Here is a 19,203-nt window from a genome sequence, read left to right as displayed (position 1 = left end):
GTCGCGAGTGTGCACGGCATAGCGGTCGTGGAAACGGACGCCGACGCGCTGCGGGACTGGCCGCGTGGTGCGGGCCTCGATTCCACGTCGGCGGAGGAACCACCACCAGGACCGGTCCCCGCCGTGCGACGGCCGACGGGTCCGCTGACCGCGGCCCGGGTCGACGACGCCTTCGGCGGTGCACGGCACGTCGTGCGCATCGCCGAGAGCGACCTGCCCGAGGGGCTCGTCCACGCGGGCAGCAGGCGGTACCTGCGGGACATCGGTCTGCCCGCCTGGTGGGTGTGCCACAGCGCTCAGTACGAGACGCATCCGCTTGACGCCGTGCGCCCACCGGCACAGGACGCCCTGCCGGACGAGTGCCTGCCCGACGGGGTGGCCGCCGCCGACCTGATCGGCTTCGGCGCCACCGAGTACGGTGAGCTGTACCTCCACCGTCACGACGGCACGGTGCACATCCCAAGCCGCCTGACCCGCGGTGCCGACGAGGTACTGGTGCCGCTCGCCCCGGACCTCGACGTCTTCACCCGTGCTCTGGAGGCAATCGACCGCTACCGCAACGCCTGCTGGCACCCGTACCCGGTCGAAGGCGGCCAGGAAGACGTCACGGAGCTGTTCCTGGCGGAGCTGGCGGAACTCTCCCCGGACCTGTGCGACCCGGACACTGCGACAGGCAGGGTGTGGAGCTGGCTTTACGCCGGCATCACGGAGCTGGGCGTGGACGGCTACTGAGCCGGTGCGGCCGCATAACCGGGTGCCGCCGGCCGCGTCCTCCGCCCGCAATCACTGCGGAAACGATCGAAGATCCGTTGGTGGGGAGGCGGCTGGCGCGCCCGGTGAAGATGTGCACGCCCTACAGGCCGGCGCTGCTTCCTGTCGCGACATCGGCCTCGAAGTCCGGCAGGGTGACGATGTCCGTCCCCCCTCGCGTTTCTCGGTGGTCAGGGATCGCCGCGACCGCCCCGGCCCTGCGTCGTGCGCACGGGGCCGGGGCGGGTCCCCCGCCGGTGGACGCCGCTCGGTGGAATGGACGCCGGTCGACTGCCGGCGGACTGCCGTCCGCCATGGCCAAGACCTCGGCGGGCCCCAGGCAGTCACCTCCTGGTCCCCCAGGGCACCGGAGTGCGGTGGTGCCGCGCGGCGCTGGACAGCACCGGTGAACGACCCGTGTCCTGACGGCCGGCGGCCGACAGCCCCAGAAGCGGAGCAGGTGGCCCGGATGCGGCACGACGGCGGGCCCTCGGGGATGACTTCCTGGGGGGTGCCGCCGTTGTGAGCACCGAGCTTGTCATTCAACGTCCGCGTCGAACAAGCGGGTCTGGTGATCACTCGCTCGGGCGGCGTCCCCGGGGCGGCGTTGCGGCCTTCGCCTGATTTTGAACTCGACTGATAGGTGCGGGACTTGATGCGAAAGACGCAGTGATGAGGGCTGTGCAGCAGGGTGGGCAGGGCGAGCCGTTCGCGGAACTGTCTCTCTTCCGGGGGGCTACGTGGGGTGCTCCAAGACCGAAAGACCCGGCCCAGCGAGCGCGAGGCCCACCTCGACGCGTTCCGATGGCTGCACCGCTACAACACCCGACGCCGTCACTCCAGCCTCGGACACCGCAGCCCGATCGCCTCTGGTCAGGCTTCTGGACGGCGGGCCCGCACTGGAGAGCCGCGCGGATGCCGGCTACCAGGGCCTGGACGCCCGGACCGGCGGACGCGTGGTGACGCCACCGCACCGCAAGTTGCAGAAGAACGCCCCGGTCTGGGTGCGGCGATATCGGCGGCGCGCACGCCACCGTTGAAGCCGTGCGCACCGGCGGCTGTTGGGCCGAGACCCGGAGAAAAGTCCGGCTACCTGGTCTTTGAGGGTGTCGATGACGGGCCCGAACCATTGCCGGCGCTCGGACGGATGGCGGTGGGACAGGAGCCGTCCGTGACTGTGGCGTGAAAGGTGACTTCATCAAGGATGCCGTGGGCTGCCCCCTTCTTGACGGTCGCGGTCACATGCATGCAGAAGGCGTTGTGGTCGCTGGTGACTTCGTAGTCACCGGAGCTTCCGTCGTGGACGCCTGGATGTGATACGTGCTTCACCGAGGGAGTGGACCCGTGTGGTGGTCCCTTGCCCGATTGGTCGATGCGCTGTGCGATGTAGCTCTCAAGGGGGGTGTCGCCGTACTGTGACTGCTTGTTCAGATCCGCAGCTACCTGATGCACCGCGTCTCTAAGATCACCCTTGCTCCAGTGTGTCTGCGTGTGCAGCCAGTACCACCCGCCCAGTCCGGCCGCCGCGGCGATGAGCAGCGGCCACACCCAGTTCGGGATGCGGATCTCCATCTTCGGGCGGCGGAGTTTCGGCGGGGCTGTGACGCTGCCTTGGTGCCACGGGGGCAGCGGCGGGGCAGAGGCGGCTGGATCCGTCCACGCGGTGGGAGGCGGATCGCTCACAAGGGCAGGGCGAGGCGCATTCGGATCACGAGGACGCGCCAGCATGAGCTTGCCGGCGTTGTTGACCACCCGGCGCTGGGGACGCGGCATATCGCGTAATGCGAGATCGCGTCGTACCTCGTCGAAGAGGTCGTCCAGGCTCAGTGCCACCGGCCCTCGGAGAGCCGTGAGCAGGGCGCCGGTGAACGCCGTGTGCGTCGCTCCCTGCGGTGCGTAGGCGACGGCGTTCGCGGAGGTGGAAGCGAGCGTGTAGGTGCCGGCAACGTCGATCTGCCCGGCGACCGTGCTGTGCCCGCTGGTCATCGCCTCGATGGCGCGTCCGGAGAAGCAGCAGTCGAGCACCAGCACCCGGATCGCCGCCGGGCTGTCGAGCAGTTCTTCCCGCAGGGTTTCGAACGGCAGCGCGGTCCAGCGGATGCGCGCGGCGTCGGTGCGGGGCAGTGCCAGGTGGAGCCTGCCCCGGTCGTCCACCAGCCCGTGTCCGCCGTAGTACACGAACAGCAGGTCGGTCGCTTCCTGAGCGACACGGCCCAGGAGACTGCCCACCTCGCCCGCGGTGACGGGATCGCTCGCGATGATGCAGTGCTCCCGCGGCAGGGAGCCGGTGACCGGATCGGTGAGCACCTGCCGCAGATCCGCGAGGTTGGCGCTGATGGCAGGCAGGCTGGGCAGACCGGATCCGTCGGCGTGGGTACCGGTGCCGATGAGAATGGCGCGTGAGCGGTCCGGGTCCGGTAACCGCGTCACTGCGAATGCCCCTCCGCTTCGTCGCCGTTGAGCAGGCGCTCGATATCCCGCGCGAGCGCCTGCGGATCGACGCCCTTGCCGTCCACCTCCACGGTGCGGCCGTCTCGCGTGGTCACCGTGATCCGCACATCAGAACGTCGCTGGCTGATCCAGGTGGACAGGCAGTTGGCGAGCACCGCGCCCATACCTCCGGACCCGACGGCCACCGCGAGCGCATCCAGCGCGCCGCCCATCTCGCCCGCGGCGGGCGGGGATTGGAAGGGCCGAACCCTGCCCCGCAGTCCGTCCTCATGGCGTAACCAGTCTGCCAGGGACCGCAGTCGACCTTCCGGCCCTGATACGCGCAGCCACAGTTCCCGTTCGCCTTCACTCATCACGGATCCATCCTGACCGATTTTCCTTCCCATCGGCCCCGGACTGCAAAAAAGTGGATCAGTGAGGTCGGAGATCCTCATGTCTCCCGCACGGAAACCGGTGCGGTCACATCACGTGATCAGCCTCGCCCGGCGGGGGCCCGGGGCCGTGGCGGCGGCACTCCCGCGGTCGGCGAACGGCGCGGAATCGAACCGGCCGGGACATGCGGGCCGATGACCGCGAGTCGGACGACAGGACCGCTGTCAGCCGGCAGACACGGGGATGGCACGGCCTCAGGCCCGGCCACGCCCGCGGTGCGCGGAGTGCCGGCGAGGTCGTGGCGGTGCCCTCGTGGGCTTCGCAGGCGCCGTCGGAGGCGAGCGGGAACCGGCCCGGCCGGGCCGCGAGGTATTCGAGGGCCGGGTGGCCCCGGAGGCGTTCGGTTCAACACGTTCACGTGTCCCTGCCTGCGCCGAGGTGTTCACCATGCGTGTCGGGGGAGCCGAACCCCGAGTTCCCTGAGGTGAGCCGAGCACCGGCCGTTGCCGAAGTTACGTGATCGGTCGCTACGCCCGAGAAGGAGTGTGAACGGCGTGCCGGAGAAGAACGAACCAGCGCACGGAGGGCACAGCGCCGCACCGGTGACAGGGCCTCTGAGCGGTGCGGAGTTGTTGACGACGACCCGGTCCGTTCGCAGACGTCTGGACCTGGAGCGGTCCGAGGACCTCCGGCTGGTGCGCGAGGCGTTGTCGATGGCATTGCAGGCACCCAACGGGTCCAACGACCAGCCTTGGCAGTGGATCGTGGTGACGGATCCCACCCGAAGGCTCCGTCTCGCCGAGTGCTACCGGCGAGCGGCCGGCCCTTACCTGGAGGCCATGGCGGCACAGGTGGCGGAGGAGCCGGAACGCCGTGGTGACTGGCGGGCGTCCGTGCATCTGGCGGAGCACCTGCATCGTGTTCCCGTCCTGGTCGTGCCCTGCCTGAGCGCGTCACCCGCTGAGTTCGAGGCGCGGTTCGCGGATATGGGGTTCCCTCCTCCGGTGGGCCATGTCGCGCACTCCGTCTACTACGGCTCGGTCTGGCCCGCCATGTGGAGCCTGATGCTGGCTCTGCGTCTGTGCGGACTGGCCTCCGCCGTGACGGCCCTGCATCTGGCCCGCGCCCGGGAAGCCGCGGAAGTGCTGCAATTGCCGGACCACGTCACACAGGCAGGTCTCCTGGCTGTGGCGCATCCCAAAGGTGATTCCTTCCGGCCCGCACCTCGCAAGGACATCGACGAAGTCCTACACCGGGACTTCTGGTGAGTTCGCCGCCGCCCTCTTCCCGGGCGTCGCGGTGGCTCCCGCTCATCTGCGCAGGAGTGATACGCCAGTGGTCGACCAGAACAAACCCGATGAACAGCAGGTCAATACACCCGATTCACCGGTAGGGGTTGACGGCCCCTATGCCTCCGCCCGCCGCGTCGTCGTGCGGGAGCTTGACGCCCTGCTCTCCCACGTCGATGAGGGCGCCTGCACCGACTTGGTCGCAGCGATCCGCGACACCGGCAGGATCTTCGTGGCCGGCGCCGGCCGCTCCAAACTCTCCGCCGAGGGTTTCGCGATGCGCCTGATGCACCTGGGACTGACGGTGCACGTCGCAGGGGACTCCACGACTCCCGCCGCAGGCCATGGGGACCTGCTGCTGGTGTGCAGCGGGTCGGGCGAGACCCCCACCACGCTGGCGATGGCGGAGAACGCCGCGCGCGCGGGCGCCCGGATCGCTGTGGTGACGGCGAATGCCGGCTCGAGCCTGGCACGGCGGGCGGACCTGCTGGTCCACCTCGCCGAATACAGCCAGGACCACGAACCCGGCCGGTCCGCCCAGTTCGTCGGGACCCTCTTCGAACAAGGCGCCCTGCTGCTCTTCGACTCCCTGATCCTCGCCTACGAGCAGTTGTACGGCGCCGAGCCACGGGACATGCTCGCCCAGCACACCAACCTGGAATAGACGCGGACTGACGCATGACGACGACACCAGTCTCACTGACCAGCACGAAGATGAACCTCGGTCTGCGGGAGACCGAGGAATGGATCAACGACGTCCTCCTTCCCCGGGCCGATGCCCTCGCCCGGCTGCGCTTCTGCGCCTGTCTGCCTCATCCGGTCCTGCCTCTGGGAGCCCGTCTGCTGCGGGACAGCGGCATGAGCGCCGGCGCGCAGAACGTCTGGTACGAGGCGGGGGCGTTCACCGGCGAGGTCTCCGCCGGCCTGCTTGCCGAGGTCGGCTGCACGCACGTCATGGTCGGACACGCCGAGCGGCGTCGCCTGTTCGCGGAGGACGACCGGCTCGTCGGCCGCAAGGCCCGGGCCGCCGCACACGCCGGCCTCATCCCGGTGATATGCGTCGGAGAACCCGAACGCCTCGGCCATGCGGAAACCGTGCGGTACGTCCGCCGGCAGGCGTCAGCGGCTTTGGACGCCCTTCCGCACGAGACCCCGGCCATCGTTCTCTACGAGCCCGTCTGGGCCATCGGCTCCGCGCAGGGCGCCGATCCCCACCAGGCCGCCGCGGTGCTCGACGCCCTGCACCGGGCGGCCGGCGGTCACCACGACGTCGGCATGATCTACGGCGGCGCCGTCGTTCCGGGCACATACTCCTCCCTGCGCCGCCTCGCACCCTGGGACGGAGTGGCCCTGGGCAGGGCCGCGCAGGACAGCGCGCTGCTCGACGAGACGCTCGGCGAACTCCTCTCCAGCCGGCCGGTCGACACCCCGTGGGTGCGGGTCGAATGACCGTGGGGGCGGAATCGGTAGCAGCGGCCTGCTCACCGGGGGCTGCGCGGCAGCGAGATCAACGGCGAATCTCCGGCTCAGGAGAGCAGGTCGTGAGAGTAGCGCTTCAAGAGGGTGGCGAACCTCGACCCCGGCGCCGTGGCCGCCACCTCGGCCGCGTCGGGTGCTGTGTCCACGTCGCGCAGGAGTGGCAGGTCGCGCACCCGAAGGCCCGCCCTGGTGAGGCGGTGGCGCTGGGCGGCGCCGGTGTACGCGGTGGACATCGGGATGTCTCGCAGCAGCGCCGGGTCGGGTGCAGCCAGGCCGAGCGCCCAGAACCCGCCGTCCTCCGCAGGGCCGAACCACGCGTCGCACTCCCGCCATGCGCCGGCATCCAGTACAGGGGCGAGGAGCTTCGGGGTGAGTTGTGGGGTGTCCATGCCGACCAGCAGGGCGGGGCCGTCCGCTACGACGGCGAAGGCGGCGGCCAGCCGCTCGTCCAGGCCGCCGGATGCCTGTGGGACCACCTCGATACCAGGCGGCAGCCAGCGTCCGGGCGCGCCGTCCAGGAAGAGCACTCGGCGGCGGGCCGGGCAGCGCAGCACGGTCTCGAGGGTGTCGGCGAGCGCTGCCTCCGCCAGAGCGGCCGCCTGTGCGGGGGTGAACGGCGGGGTCAGCCTGGTCTTGACGTGCCCAGGCCGCGGCTCCTTGGCGATCACCAACAGCGCGGTCAGTCCGTCCGCGCTCTCGGGCGTCATCCCGGCCGGGCCGCTCACCGGGGTGCTCCCGCCGGGCTCCGCGGCGGCTCGCCGAGCACCGCACGCATGTCGCGCACCGCGTACCAGGTCCCACGCCAGGTACCCGTGACCTTGGAACGGCCGGCGCGCGGGTAGTACGGTACGTCGACCTCGCGCACTCGCCATCCGGCGTCGGCGGCGCGGACGACCATCTGCAAGGGGTAGCCCGACCTGCGGTCGGTCAGATGCAGGCCGAGCAGGGCCTCCCGGCGGGCTGCCCGCATCGGGCCGAGGTCGTGCAGGCGCAGGCCGGTGCGGCGGCGGATCAGCCGGGCCAGCTCGCGGTTGGCGAGCCGGGCGTGCATCGGCCAGGCGCCGTGCGCCGTCGGCCTGCGCCGCCCGAGCACCAGGTCCGCCTCACCGCCCAGGACGGGCTGGGCGAGGGACGGCAGCAGCCCCGGGTCGAGGGAGGCATCACAGTCGCAGAAGCAGACCACGGGCGCGGTTGCGGCGCGCAGCCCGGCCGCGCAGGCGGCGCCGAAGCCGCGCACCGGTTCGCCGACGACGTGCGCGCCCAGCGAGGCCGCGAGCGCGGCGGAGCTGTCGGTCGAGCCGTTGTCGACGACAATGGCTTGCCAGCCGGGCGGGATCCGCTCCAGCACCCAGGGGAGGGCGGCCGCTTCGTTCAGGCACGGGAGTACGACGTCCGCCAGGGGCCGATGCCTATCGGTCACGTCTTTCAGCGTACGAAGGGAATCAGGATGGCGCGCCCGGATCTCACCTGGTTCGCGCCGCCGCGCCGTCTTCGATGCCCGCTGGTGCGGTTCGGATGCCGGGCGCTTCCGTCCGACGGGGGCCGCAACGTATCCGGCGGCCGCGGGCTCGATGTCATCTCCCGCACGCGCGTTATCGGGGTGCCGATGCCTGGCCGCGCAGGGGGGCCTTCGCGAACTCCCGCATGCCTGCGGCGAACGGTACCCGGGGCAGCCAGCCGAGTTCCTCGCGCAGCCGTGACGAGGAGGCGGTGATGTGGCGGACGTCGCCCAGCCGGTACTCGCCGGTCACCACCGGCTCGGGCCCGCCGCAGGCGTCCGCGAGCGCGGTGGCCATCTCCCCTACGGTGTGCGGGCTCCCGCTGCCGACGTTGTAGGCGCGCAACGTCCCTGCCGGAAGCGCGGCGCCGACGGCGTCGGCCGCCGCCAGGTTGGCGGCGGCTACGTCTGCGACGTGGACGAAGTCCCGGAGCTGGCCGCCGTCCTCGAAGACCCGGGGCGGCTCGCCGTGGGCGAGCGCGGAGCGAAAGAGTGAGGCCACCCCGGCGTAGGGGGTGTCGCGCGGCATGCCGGGCCCGTAGACGTTGTGGTAGCGCAGGGCGACCGCCCGGCCGCCGGTGGCCCGGGCCCAGGCGGCGGCCAGGTGTTCCTGGGCGACTTTCGTCGCCGCGTAGACATTGCGCGGGTCGGGTGGAGCGTCCTCCGGCACCAGGCCGGGGGTGAGCGGATCGCCGCAGCGCGGGCAGACCGGCTCGAACCGTCCGGCGTCCAGGTCGGCTACCAGGCGCGGACCAGGCCGGACGGTCCCGTGGCGGGCGCAGTCGTAGTGTCCCTCGCCGTAGTACACCATCGAGCCGGCCAGGACGAGCTCGCTCACGCGCAGCCGGGCCATGACCGCGAGCAGGACGGCGGTGCCCAGATCGTTGCACCCCACGTAGGCGGGCGCGTCGTCGAAGTCCCGGCCCAGGCCGACCATGGCCGCCTGGTGACAGACCGCGTCCACCCCGCGCAGCGCCTCCTCGACCACCGCCCGGTCCCGCGCGTCGCCGCACACGGACGCGACGCCGGGCGGGAATTGCGGAGGCGCGGGGGGCCGCACGTCCAACACGCGCACCCCGTGCCCAGCCTCGACGAGAGCCCGGACGATGTGGGAGCCGATGAATCCGGCTCCTCCTGTGACAAGGACGAGCATGCCTTCGAGGCTACGGCCGGATCAGGACACGCGGCGCCGCGAGGCCTGCCGACGCGCTGGCAGCTGCCACTGTGGCGAGTGTGGGAGTACGCACGCTCTGCGCCACGGCGCTGCTCGCCGCCCTCGTTGCCGTCGTCGCCGCGACGGTCCGCATCGGCGGTGATCTCGGCCATCCGGCTGCGCTGCTGTACTGGTATGCCGCCGCGTGGGTGCTGTTCGCCGGAGCGGCGTGGATGGTGCGCCGCGTGCCGGTGCGTACCGCCGTGGCGTTGATCCTGGTCGGGGGAATCGCCCTGTGTGTGGCGGCGCTCTCGGCTTCGCCGCGCACCAGCGACGACATGTACCGCTACGCGTGGGACGGTCGCGTGCAGAGCGCAGGGATCTCCCCGTACGCCTACCCGCCGAACGCGCCACAGCTTGCCCGGTTGCGTGATCCGTGGCTCTTCCCCGCCGGGACCGCGTGCCACAGGTGGGACCTCCACTTGGTGGCGGATATGTGCACGCACATCAACAGGCCGTCCGAACACACGATCTATCCGCCCGTGGCCGAGGGGTGGTTCCTGCTGGTGCACGCCGTCTCCCCGGCAGGCGGGCGGCACAAGCCACTGCAACTCGCCGGTGCAGTGCTCGCCGTCGCCACGGCGGTAGCGCTGCTGCTGGTGCAGCGGTATACGCGTGGTGACACGCGGCGGGTGGCACTGTGGGCGTGGTGCCCGGGGGTGCCCTTCGCCGCAGTCAACGATGCCCATGTGGACACGCTGGGAGTGCTGCTCACAGTGGCCGCGCTCGGCACGGCCGCGGGAGCGCGCCGGGGAGCGCTGCTCGGGGCGGCGATCGCCGTCAAGCTGCTGCCCGTGCTCGCCCTTCCCGGTGCGCTCTCGGGGGCGCTGGCTCCCGGGCATGCGCGTGCCCGGCTGCGGCACACGGCGAGCATGCTGCTCGCCGCCGTCGGTGTCGTGGCGCTCGCCTATCTCCCGTACCTGCCGGCGTCCGGTACCGCGGTCCTGGGTTATCTCCCCGGCTATCTGCGCGAGGAGGGGTACCGGCCAGCTGACGTTGGCCGGTTCGCGCTGCTGCGGCTGGTGCTGCCGGATGCGTGGGCCGGTTGGGCCGCCGTCGCACTGGTGGCGCTCAGCGCCTGGTACGTCCTGCGGCGGGGCGATCCGGAGCGGCCGTGGCACGGGGCGCTGCTGGTCACGGGTACTGCGCTGCTGGTCAGCTCGCCCGGGTACTACTGGTATGCGCTGCTCGTCGTGGCCTTCGTGGCAATGGGCGGCCCGTGGGAGTGGCTGGCCGTCGCCGCCGCGGGCACCGTGCTGTATGTCGCGGACGCACTGCACTGGCACGGCGTTCAGGTCTGCGCGTACGCGGTGGCCGCCGTGACGGTGCTCGCCGGTGCGGTCGTCCGGGCGCGGGCGCGTGGCAGCGGAGACGGGCGGCCGGACGGTGCGTGAGCGCAGGCATGCCGGTCCCATCGGCACGAGGGGTCATCGGTGGCGGCGTCTGAAGACGACCATCCGCAAGACGGTGAAGCGCACCACGGTCACCAGGGCGAGGCTCGGCGCGAGCACCAGGGTCTCCGCCGCTGGTGAGGAGGTGGGCCGGTAGTGGCGGAAGAGCAGGAGGGCGCCTGAGGTGACCAGGTACGCCAGGACGAACAGGCCACCCGCGGCCAGGTGTGCCGGCACGGCCCGGACCGCGGACCCGCGAAAGGTCAGCCGGCGGTTGGCCTCCGTGTTGAGGACGGTGACGACAAGGAGGGAGGCGAAATTCGCCAGGATGGGCGGCGACCAGTGGCGCAGAACCCAGTACAGCAGGGCCTGGGCCATCGTGGAGGCGACACCGATCACGACGAACCAGAGCACTTGCCTGGTCAGTGTGGTGCGGCCGGGCCGGGTGAAGGCGAAGGCGCTGTGCCGTGCGCCGGGGCGTCGCACCCCACCATCATGAGGCACCCGCGAACGCGCCGAGCCGTACGCAGCGCCGGTTCAACCGTTCGGCTGGCGACGGACACCGCACGCACGTCAGATACCGGAGGCCGGCCCTGTCTGTGTCACTTTGTGGCTGACGACCTGACAGGCACCGACGGCGCGGTGGGATTCGATCCACCCCTTTGGAGGTCGGCCCGGAACAGAGGAGGCGGCGGCCGGTGGACAGTGGCGGACGGCCCATGGCCCCGGGCTCCGGCGGGCCGCAGAGCCCGGGTTCGGACGAGGGTCACGCGCACAGGCGCCGCGGGCGGGTACGCGCTGCCGCGGCGGCGCGGGCAACCAAGGGGGCCGCTCGTGCCCGGGCCCTTGTGCGGCGGGTCGAGCAGGCTCCTCCACCCCCGGGGCCGTTCCGTCCCGGCTTCTGGCGCAGCCCCCTCCGCGGGCCCTGGCTGACGTCCGTGTTCGGCCTGGTGCTGCTGATCGGCATCCCGCTGATCTTCGTCACCGGGATGCTCTCCTACGCCTCTTACAACCCGGGACTCGGCCGCGTCAACGACCAGACCCCGGACAAGGGCCTGCTGGGTTTCTACCTCTTCGCCTGGCCCACCCATCCGTACTGGCTGTACCGGCTGACCCAGGGTGTGCACGTGACGCTCGGCGTGGTCCTCGTGCCCGTCCTGCTGGCCAAGTTGTGGTCAGTGATCCCGAAGCTGTTCGAGTGGCTGCCGGTCCGTACCGTCGCCCACGGAATGGAGCGGTTGTCCCTGCTCATGCTGGTCGGCGGGGTGATCTTCGAATTCGTCACCGGCATCATCGACATCCAGCTTTTCTACGTCTTTCCCGGCTCTTTCTACACCCTGCACTTCTACGGCGCCTGGGTGTTCATCGCCGCCTTCGTCGTCCATGTCAGCCTCAGACTCGGACGCATGACCCGCGCCCTGCGCTCCCGTAGCCTGGCCGCGGAACTGCGCACCGACCTCGCCCACACACGGCCCGAACCCCCCGACCCCGACGGCCTGGTCCCGGCCGCTCCCGCGCCGCCGACGATGACCCGGCGAGGCGCGCTCGCCATGGTGGGGGGCGGATCGCTGCTCCTCCTCGTGGTCACCGCAGGGCAGAGCATCGGCGGCCGGCTGCGCCGCACCGCCCTTCTGGCTCCGCACAACCGTACTCCGGGCAGCGGCCCGAACAGCTTCCAGATCAACAAGACGGCCGCTTCCGTCGGCGTCACCCCCGCGCACGTCGGCCCCGCCTGGCGGCTGGAAATCCACGGCCCCGGTCCGACGCTCGTCTTCACCCGCGCACAACTCCTCGCGATGCCCCAGCACGCCGCCGCACTGCCGATCGCCTGCGTGGAAGGGTGGTCCACCCCCAACCAGCAGTGGAGCGGTCCTCGCCTGGCCGACCTCGCCGCCCTGGCGGGCCTCCCCGACGCCGGAAGCGTCCTGGTGCAATCCGCCCAACCCCCCGGCCCCTACAGCTCGGTGGTGCTACGGGGCAATCAGATCCACGATCCTCGATCGCTGCTCGCCCTGCGCGTGAACGGCGCGGACCTCTCGCTCGACCACGGCTACCCGGCCCGCGTCATCGTCCCGGCCAACCCCGGCGTGAACAACACCAAGTGGGTACACCGGCTCACCTTCAGGACGTGACATGGCGCGCTTCGTCCGCTGGTACGGCTCCAGCCCCCTGCACCTTCTCGTCCTGATCACCTCGTTCGCGATCACCGGCTACGCCATGGTGCGCCTGTTCGCCGTCCGCCCGCTCGAGGTTGCGATCTGGTTCGTGGGCGCGGCGGTCCTCCACGACCTGATCCTGCTGCCCCTGTACTCGCTCGCCGACCTGTCGGCACACACTGTCCTGCGGCACCGGGCCACCCGTGTGCCGCAACCACCGTGGATCAACTACTTGCGCGTGCCCGCCTTTCTCTCCGGTGTGCTCCTACTCGTCTGGTTCCCCCTCATCCTCGCCCTGGCGATCCCCTATCCGGGTGCCACCGGGTTGTCCATGGACGTCTACCTTGGCCGGTGGCTGGCCATCACCGCCGTACTCTTCGCCGCCTCCGCCGTGGCCTTCGCTGACAAGCTCCGCCGCGTCCGGCGGGCCGCCCTCGCCGACGGGGAACGACCTGCACCAGGTCGCGACGCTGCATCGTGACGGCCGACGAGGATGACTCGCCCTGCGCCGGGGGAGACCCTTATGCGATCGCCCTGCGGGCCGGCCACGGGCCGGTGTACCTGCGACTGGCGGACGGGTGCCGGATCCGGATGCCGGTGCACCGCTGGTACGCGCGTCCCACTGTGGCCGACGAATCCGTGCTCGATCGCTGCGTCGGCCCCGTTCTCGACGTCGGCTGCGGACCGGGCCGGCTGTGCCGGGCGCTCCTGGGCCGCGGAGTCTTCGCGCTCGGCGTCGACGTAACCCCCCGTGCTGCGGCTCATACCGTCGCTCTCGGCGGGATCGCACTGTGCCGATCGGTGTTCGACCGGCTACCGGCAGAGGGAGGCTGGCGGACCGTCCTGCTCATCGACGGCAACATCGGCATCGGCGGCGACCCGCGCGCCCTGCTGGCCCGCTGTATCCAGCTCGCCGCCCCTACGGGGCTTCTCCTCGTCGAGGTCGACCCCGACGACGTCGAGGAGCGCTGCACCGCCCGGTTCGAGGACATCCATGGTCACGCGGGCCCGCGGTTTCCCTGGGCACGTCTGGGAGCACCAGCGCTCCACAGGGTCGCCGAGGACCTTGCCCTCAGCGTCGCCGACCGGTGGAGGTACGGCCGTCGGCGTTTCCTCGCCCTCGCCCGCCAGGATCCGGCCTCGGCACGTCGCTGATGAAGCGGGGCCGCCTCGCCACGCGGCAGCGGGGAGACACGACGTACGCCGACCGGACGCCGAGCGCGGGGCGCGGCACCAAGCCGTGCCGCCCGGTCGGGGCAACTGCCGGCGACCGGCACGTGCCATGCGCCGATCATGCTGATTGGCTGGAGGTGAATCCGCTGCTCAGGGAGGCTGGGATCCATGACACCCGTCAGGCACCCGGAGAGACCTGCGGATCGCCTACGCGCCGCGCCCGGAGTCCGGACTCGTCCATCCACTCCTGTCAGCTGTGCGGGGCGGCCTCGCGGCGTACGGGGGCGCCCGTGTTCTGCTGCTGTCGAGCCCCGTCGGCCTGCGGGTGAGCGGCTTTACAGCGCACGGCCGAATCCCGCCCTCGGCGGGGCACCGCATCGGGTTCGCCCTGCGTGTCGGGGCGGCGCGGGAAGGCGAGTCGGTGGGCTGGCGGGCAGGGCGGATCCGGCGCCGCATGTGCGACACCATCAAAGGCCGGCGCTCCTGGTCGAGGCTCCACCGCGGCTATGCCGGCCCCTGGCAGGACGAGGTGGGCCACAGTGGACGCGTGCCGAGAGCCCTGACCTTCGGCTCCCACTGAGGCCATCGTCGCCGCGGCCACCACCTCCCTGCCCGGGAGAACGGGCGGAACGCGCAACTGGGACTACCGCTACACCTGGGTCGTACGGCATCGGGGTGAACATGATCCGAGCGAACGACTCCTGCCGCACCTGACCGGCCGGCGCAACAGCGGCGCCGTTCGGATCGGCAGCGACGCCTGGCGCCATCGCCGACTCGACGTCCACGGCGGACTCCTCGGCGCCGCCCACGAATGCCCCCACCCGGACAGCGCCTGGACCGCCCACCCGCGCCTTCCTGATCCAAGCGGCCGACACGGCCGCGCGTCGCTGGCTCGACCGAGCCATCGAAGAACGCGGCTGGAACAGGGACCGGTCTTCGAACGAAAAGCTACTCGCGGGTTACTTGTCACCTGGTTCGCCACTCGTTGACGGCATCCCGGGTAGAGGCGACTGGTGTGACTGTGATGACCAGGGCGTCGGCGGGAAGGAGGGTCCGTAAGTGAGGGAGGCCGCGGTGGAGCGTGATCGGATCGGGCTGGCCGAGGTACTGGCAGCAGCGGAGGAGGCCGCGCCGACGCGCTCCCTCGATGTCGTCGCGCGCAACCTGCGCGAGCGGTTCGGTGCGCGTTCCGTGTCGTTCCTGTTCGTCGACGTCGTCGGCCGACGCCTGCTACGGGTCAATGACAAGGCGGCGGCGCCACACGACCACGACACCGATCAGGTTCCCCTGGCCGGCAGTGTCTACGACAAGGTCCTGCGCACTCAGGAAGTGATGCGCGTGCCGGCGGGCGCGAGGGGGCAACGAGTGCTCGCCCCGGTGACCAACCGCGGCGACGCCATCGGGGTTCTGGAGCTGCACCTCACCCGCGTCACGCAGGACGTCCTGGAACAGGTCGAGGAGGCCGCGCACGCGCTGGCGTACATCATCGTCACCGACCGGCGCTTCACCGACCTCTACCACTGGGGCAACCGCACCACCACGGTCACGCTGGCCGCAGAGATCCAGCGCCAGCTCCTGCCGTCGGCTCCCTCGTGCGAGGCCCCCGAGTTCACCCTCGCCGGCGCCCTGGTACCGGCCTCCGACATCGCCGGTGACACCTACGACTACAGCCTTGACCACGACACTCTGCACCTGTCCATCACCGACGCCATGGGCCACAACGTCGACGCCTCCCTCATGGCCACCCTCCTGGTCAACGCCTCCCGCGGCGCCCGCCGCGCCGGCACCGACCTCGCCGAACAGGCCAGCCAGACCCACCAGGCCCTCATCGACCACGGCAGACGGACCTTCGCCACCGGACAACTGATGCGCATCGCTCTGGACGGGAGCAGCGCCCGGCTCGTCAACGCGGGCCACCCGTGGCCCCTACGGCTGCGCGACGGCACGGTTGACGAGATCCAGTTGCACATCAACCTCCCCTTTGGCGTCCCCCTACAGGGCGCCTATCAGGTACAGGACATCGACCTGCGCCCGGGTGACCGCCTCGTCTTCTACACCGACGGCATGCAGGAGCGCCAAGCAGAAGCCGTCGACCTCCCGCGCCTTGTCCGCGACACCGCAACCGAGCACCCCCGCGAGGTCGTACGCGCCATGGTCACCGCCGTCACCGACGCCTGCCACGGCCACGTGAGAGACGACGCCACCGTCCTGTGCCTGGACTGGCGCGGCCCTGTCCCGGTAGACCGAAGCACCGACGCTTGACGTGGCACGCGACACAGTCACTCAGCCTTCGATGGCACGCACTCAAGGTTCGTTTCACAGGTCAGGTCGCGACCAGCGTGGTCGGCCTCACAGCCGGGCCTGTGGTCGCCCCCCGACCGCGGCGGTCCGGCCGGCCTGGAGCGGCACCCGGGTGGGTGATCTTCCTTCGCGTACGCGGACGCAGTTCCGAAGGGTTTTGCACAAGACCGTGTTTAGGCAGGTCAGGGCCAGTGCTGGCGGACGGCGTTCCCCAGCGGGACGACAGCACGGCCGGGCGGTCAACTACCCGTCCGCGACCGTCGGCCTCGCCTGACCGCCAGTACTCCCCGGCAGACCGGTCCCCCGTCCGCCGGGCCTGACCCGCGTAAGCGCCCGGCTTCTGGCGGCGGGGCACGCAGAGGGCCTCCCCGGTCGGGTCAAGGTACCCGCGTCACCCGGTGAGGCCGAGGCGCTGCACCGACGCCTGCGGCAGCCGACCCGGGTGGCGCCGGCCGGCCGGCGGACGGGCGTCGGCCAGGACCCCGGTACCGACGGTCCAGTAGCCGTAGTGGATGAGCAGTGGGGCCAAGTGTGCCGGCGGCTCGGGCAGAGGCGGTGCCATGCCTCCACCGGACCCGGCGGAAAAGATCGCCCGGCGCACCGAACCGCCGCCGGACATCGAACGTCTCCAAGTGCGTGGGTGCGCGCTGACCTCGCGCACCGAGTCTTATTCGAGGGGAACCGACCAGGTTATGAAGACCACAATGACCACCGTGGCCCTTGCGGCGATCGTCGCCGCCGGCACCGCCGTCGCCGCCGTCCCGGCCTCGGCCGCCACCGCCAAGGCCGCGCCGACGCGTTGCCACACCGCCGACCTGAAGGCCGGTTTCGCCACCGGGGACGACGCGAAGCCGGAGATGGGGCGGACCGGGAAGCAGACGCAGGCGTTCGTCTGGTTCACCAACAAGAGCAACCACACCTGCACCCTGTCCGGCTTCGCCGGTGTCGACATGGTCGGCACCCAGAAGACCGACGGCACCTGGTCCCTGGCGCGCTCCTCCAAGAAGCCCACGAAGATCACCCTGGGGCGGGGGGCCACGGCGGACTTCAGCATCAGCCTGCTCCCCGTTGCCGCGTCCACGCCGCAGAAGGAGAAGTTCGTCCCCGCGAAGTTCCTGGTCACCCCGCCCAACGAGACCGAGCACTTCACCCTGAAGTGGCCCTTCGGCGGGCAGATCCTGAAGCAGGACGGCGCCACCCACCCCGGCACCTACCTCAACCCGGTCGGACAGTAACCCCCGGCGGCCGCACGGTCGGAGCTCCAGGAGGGCTTTGACCGTGCGGCGCTCGTCCATGCCCGACAGCCCTCGGCGACCCGGTCCAGGGGGCAGGGTGAGGTCGAAGGCCCTGCCCGGGTGGATTCGCCGGGCAGGACGCGATCGATCAGGTCGGGCAGGAAGCCGCGGGCGGGTGCCGGGCCGCCGCGCAGGCCGGCCTGGGAGAGGAACAGATCCTGTCCGTCGACGGCCACCTCGTGCGGGGCGCCGACGTTGTCACCGGGGCGGGACGAGCGCGAGTGCGGGGCCTGCCGCCCGGACTCGGCGGTGCCGACGCACTCCAGGGCCGAGTCGCGGGCCCTGCTCGCCCGTCTGCGCGCGGATGCCCTCACCCATTCCCGACGCTCCCGGCCGGCCGTGCCGCGGTCTTCGCCGTGACGGACCTGGACGGGCATGTGCCCGGCAGCGTCACCACAGTCAGGCGGTGGAGTGCCGCACCCGAGCTCGGGCAGCGCGACCCCGCGGGGCCCCGCCACAGGCGGCGGGGTGACGCTGCCGCCCTTTCTAGTTGGTGCGGTCGGCGAAGCCCCGGGGCAGGTCCTCGGGGCCCACCGCGACGACGCTCTCGTCGTTCTCGCCGACGTACTCGAACAGGGTGATGCGGGCGAACTCCGGGACGACGTAGATCGGGTAGGTGGGGCCGGCGTCCCGGTAGGCGCGCATCTCATCCAGGTGGTCGTTCTGGTAGAGCACCGTCTTGCTGCCGTCCTGCTCGATCCACTGCGGGAAGAAGATGGTGCCGTGCAGGACCCGCAGGCGGGGCAGCACGTTGACGACGACCGAGGTGCCGGTCGGTTCGTTCCAGGACACCTTGTAGACGTCGTCGGCGAGCCGTACCAGGTCGACCTCCTGGTCCTTCACCCAGCGGCCGCCGACCATCCCGGAGTGGATGCGGTAGTCGATGGTCGTGGCGTTCTTGACGTACATCTCGTACTGCCAGCCGTTGGCGTACGTGTAGATGAACCGGTGCCCGACGATGCCGGACAGATCCTGCGGCGGGACGGGGTTCTCGACGGTCGTCGGGGTGTCGTGCACGGTGGTCATGGTGGTGCTCCTTGCTGTGCTGTGAGCGGTCACCCGCCGGCGTGGGTTCGGCCGGTTCGGTGCCCTCGCTCCACACACCACTGTGCCACAAAAACTGTTTGTGACAAAACTTTATGTGCGCAGTCCACAATGGTGGTATGCGCAACACACACAGAGCGGCGGACGGGACTGGCGACCGCGATACACCCGGCGCGCCGGAGGCGACACGCGTCGCGGCCGGACTGGGCGGGCTTCTGGGCCCGCTACGGCGCGCAGTCCTGCGCGCCACCCGCAACGCCGAGGGATTGCCCGACCTGCCGGAGGCCCAGATCGAACTCCTGCGGGCCCTGTCCTCCTCGCCCGAGGGCCTCAGCCCCGGCGCGGCGGCCGCACGCGTGCGGGTGGCACCGTCCACCGTCAGCAACCTGGTACGGGCGATGTCCACCGCCCGGCTGGTGGAACGGGTCCGCCCCGAGCACGACCAACGGACCGTGCTGCTCACCGCGTCAGAAGAGGCCCTTCACCTGCTGGAACGCTACGACCGGGCCAGCACCGCGGCACTCACCCGCGTCGTAGCGGAACTGTCCGACGCCGACCGGACGGCGCTGCACCAGGCACTCCCTGCCCTGGACCGGCTGGTCACCGCGCTGGAGACGAGCGACAGCACCCGCCCGGACTCGAGCACTCCTTGACCGCGGCGCGCACACCCCCTCCAGCCAGACCCTGAACCGAACACCCCGGCCGACCGCGCCCCGGCCATCGGCCACGACCGTCCCGGAGGGCGTCTGCCCGGCAGCGTCACCACAGCCGGGCCGGTCGACTGCCGCACC

The 19,203-nt window shown here is 71.1% G+C and carries 19 protein-coding genes and 1 pseudogene; 11 read left to right on the top strand and 9 right to left on the bottom strand.

Going from position 1 to position 19,203, the window contains the following annotated elements; translation table 11 throughout:
* Positions 1-732, top strand: a 732-nt coding sequence (locus tag H5J33_RS05015) for an SUKH-4 family immunity protein (protein ID WP_181793565.1), incomplete at its 5' end; no start/stop codon positions are given.
* A gap of 1,107 nt (positions 733-1,839) precedes the next feature.
* Here H5J33_RS05015 and H5J33_RS05010 read toward each other — a convergent pair.
* A complete protein-coding gene (locus H5J33_RS05010) occupies positions 1,840-3,180 on the bottom strand; it encodes a caspase domain-containing protein (protein ID WP_181793564.1) in 1,341 nt (446 codons plus the stop codon).
* Positions 3,177-3,554, bottom strand: a complete 378-nt coding sequence (locus H5J33_RS05005) for an effector-associated constant component EACC1 (protein ID WP_181793563.1) — start codon at positions 3,552-3,554, stop codon at positions 3,177-3,179. The genes H5J33_RS05010 and H5J33_RS05005 overlap by 4 nt, the downstream gene beginning before the upstream one ends.
* 573 nt (positions 3,555-4,127) lie before the next feature.
* Between H5J33_RS05005 and H5J33_RS05000 the strand changes: the two genes are divergently transcribed.
* The 3 genes from H5J33_RS05000 to H5J33_RS04990 all read left to right on the top strand — a co-directional run bounded on the left by H5J33_RS05000 (position 4,128) and on the right by H5J33_RS04990 (position 6,311).
* Positions 4,128-4,841, top strand: a complete 714-nt coding sequence (locus H5J33_RS05000) for a nitroreductase family protein (protein WP_220211966.1) — start codon at positions 4,128-4,130, stop codon at positions 4,839-4,841.
* Between the two features lie 163 nt (positions 4,842-5,004).
* Positions 5,005-5,526 (top strand): 6-phospho-3-hexuloisomerase, encoded by a 522-nt coding sequence (gene hxlB, locus H5J33_RS04995; RefSeq protein ID WP_309485324.1) that lies wholly within the window; start codon positions 5,005-5,007, stop codon positions 5,524-5,526.
* 14 nt (positions 5,527-5,540) lie between these two features.
* Positions 5,541-6,311, top strand: a complete 771-nt coding sequence (locus tag H5J33_RS04990) for a triose-phosphate isomerase family protein (protein WP_181793561.1) — start codon at positions 5,541-5,543, stop codon at positions 6,309-6,311.
* Between the two features lie 77 nt (positions 6,312-6,388).
* Here H5J33_RS04990 and H5J33_RS04985 read toward each other — a convergent pair whose 3' ends face one another.
* The 3 genes from H5J33_RS04985 to H5J33_RS04975 all read right to left on the bottom strand — a co-directional run bounded on the left by H5J33_RS04985 (position 6,389) and on the right by H5J33_RS04975 (position 8,992).
* Positions 6,389-7,048 (bottom strand): DUF2064 domain-containing protein, encoded by a 660-nt coding sequence (locus H5J33_RS04985; protein WP_181793570.1) that lies wholly within the window; start codon positions 7,046-7,048, stop codon positions 6,389-6,391.
* A 14-nt stretch (positions 7,049-7,062) separates the two neighbouring features.
* Positions 7,063-7,761 carry a glycosyltransferase family 2 protein gene (locus H5J33_RS04980; RefSeq protein WP_181793560.1) on the bottom strand — a complete coding sequence of 233 codons (699 nt, stop codon included), beginning with the start codon at positions 7,759-7,761 and terminating at the stop codon, positions 7,063-7,065.
* A gap of 172 nt (positions 7,762-7,933) precedes the next feature.
* On the bottom strand, positions 7,934-8,992 hold the full coding sequence (locus H5J33_RS04975; RefSeq protein ID WP_181793559.1) for an NAD(P)-dependent oxidoreductase: 1,059 nt from the start codon (positions 8,990-8,992) through the stop codon (positions 7,934-7,936).
* Positions 8,993-9,072: 80 nt separating this feature from the next.
* On the opposite strand from H5J33_RS04975, the gene H5J33_RS04970 reads away from it, so the two are divergent.
* Complete coding sequence (locus tag H5J33_RS04970) at positions 9,073-10,446, top strand: glycosyltransferase 87 family protein (protein WP_309485323.1); 1,374 nt, start codon at positions 9,073-9,075, stop codon at positions 10,444-10,446.
* A 33-nt stretch (positions 10,447-10,479) separates the two neighbouring features.
* Here the strand turns inward: H5J33_RS04970 and H5J33_RS04965 are convergent, their stop codons facing one another.
* The gene (locus H5J33_RS04965) at positions 10,480-10,929 is read right to left on the bottom strand and encodes a GtrA family protein (protein WP_181793558.1); all 450 of its coding nucleotides are present in this window, start codon (positions 10,927-10,929) and stop codon (positions 10,480-10,482) included.
* Between the two features lie 452 nt (positions 10,930-11,381).
* Here H5J33_RS04965 and H5J33_RS04960 point away from each other — a divergent pair, with 452 nt between their 5' ends.
* The 4 genes from H5J33_RS04960 to H5J33_RS04945 all read left to right on the top strand — a co-directional run bounded on the left by H5J33_RS04960 (position 11,382) and on the right by H5J33_RS04945 (position 16,034).
* Positions 11,382-12,575, top strand: coding sequence for a molybdopterin-dependent oxidoreductase (locus tag H5J33_RS04960; protein ID WP_399552768.1), 1,194 nt, complete (start codon positions 11,382-11,384; stop codon positions 12,573-12,575).
* A 1-nt stretch (position 12,576) separates the two neighbouring features.
* A complete protein-coding gene (locus tag H5J33_RS04955) occupies positions 12,577-13,080 on the top strand; it encodes a hypothetical protein (protein ID WP_181793557.1) in 504 nt (167 codons plus the stop codon).
* Between the two features lie 320 nt (positions 13,081-13,400).
* The gene (locus H5J33_RS37190; RefSeq protein ID WP_258564882.1) at positions 13,401-13,754 is read left to right on the top strand and encodes a hypothetical protein; all 354 of its coding nucleotides are present in this window, start codon (positions 13,401-13,403) and stop codon (positions 13,752-13,754) included.
* Between the two features lie 1,092 nt (positions 13,755-14,846).
* The gene (locus H5J33_RS04945) at positions 14,847-16,034 is read left to right on the top strand and encodes a GAF domain-containing SpoIIE family protein phosphatase (protein ID WP_181793567.1); all 1,188 of its coding nucleotides are present in this window, start codon (positions 14,847-14,849) and stop codon (positions 16,032-16,034) included.
* Between the two features lie 430 nt (positions 16,035-16,464).
* On the opposite strand, the gene H5J33_RS37185 is transcribed toward H5J33_RS04945, so the two are convergent.
* The gene (locus H5J33_RS37185; RefSeq protein WP_258564881.1) at positions 16,465-16,635 is read right to left on the bottom strand and encodes a hypothetical protein; all 171 of its coding nucleotides are present in this window, start codon (positions 16,633-16,635) and stop codon (positions 16,465-16,467) included.
* A 130-nt stretch (positions 16,636-16,765) separates the two neighbouring features.
* Between H5J33_RS37185 and H5J33_RS04935 the strand changes: the two genes are divergently transcribed.
* Positions 16,766-17,308, top strand: coding sequence for a DUF4232 domain-containing protein (locus tag H5J33_RS04935; RefSeq protein WP_181793555.1), 543 nt, complete (start codon positions 16,766-16,768; stop codon positions 17,306-17,308).
* A gap of 27 nt (positions 17,309-17,335) precedes the next feature.
* On the opposite strand, the pseudogene H5J33_RS37180 reads toward H5J33_RS04935, so the two are convergent.
* A pseudogene (locus H5J33_RS37180) lies at positions 17,336-17,643 on the bottom strand (IMP dehydrogenase); the annotation flags it as partial.
* 211 nt (positions 17,644-17,854) lie between these two features.
* A complete protein-coding gene (locus H5J33_RS04930; RefSeq protein WP_258564880.1) occupies positions 17,855-18,394 on the bottom strand; it encodes a phenolic acid decarboxylase in 540 nt (179 codons plus the stop codon).
* A gap of 137 nt (positions 18,395-18,531) precedes the next feature.
* Between H5J33_RS04930 and H5J33_RS04925 the strand changes: the two genes are divergently transcribed.
* Positions 18,532-19,065, top strand: coding sequence for a MarR family winged helix-turn-helix transcriptional regulator (locus tag H5J33_RS04925; protein ID WP_181793554.1), 534 nt, complete (start codon positions 18,532-18,534; stop codon positions 19,063-19,065).
* Positions 19,066-19,203 lie beyond the last annotated feature (138 nt).

The organism is Streptomyces sp. WELS2 (assembly GCF_013870595.1).
In the GTDB taxonomy this organism is placed as follows: domain Bacteria; phylum Actinomycetota; class Actinomycetes; order Streptomycetales; family Streptomycetaceae; genus Streptomyces.
This window is presented reverse-complemented; position numbering and strand designations above follow the sequence as displayed.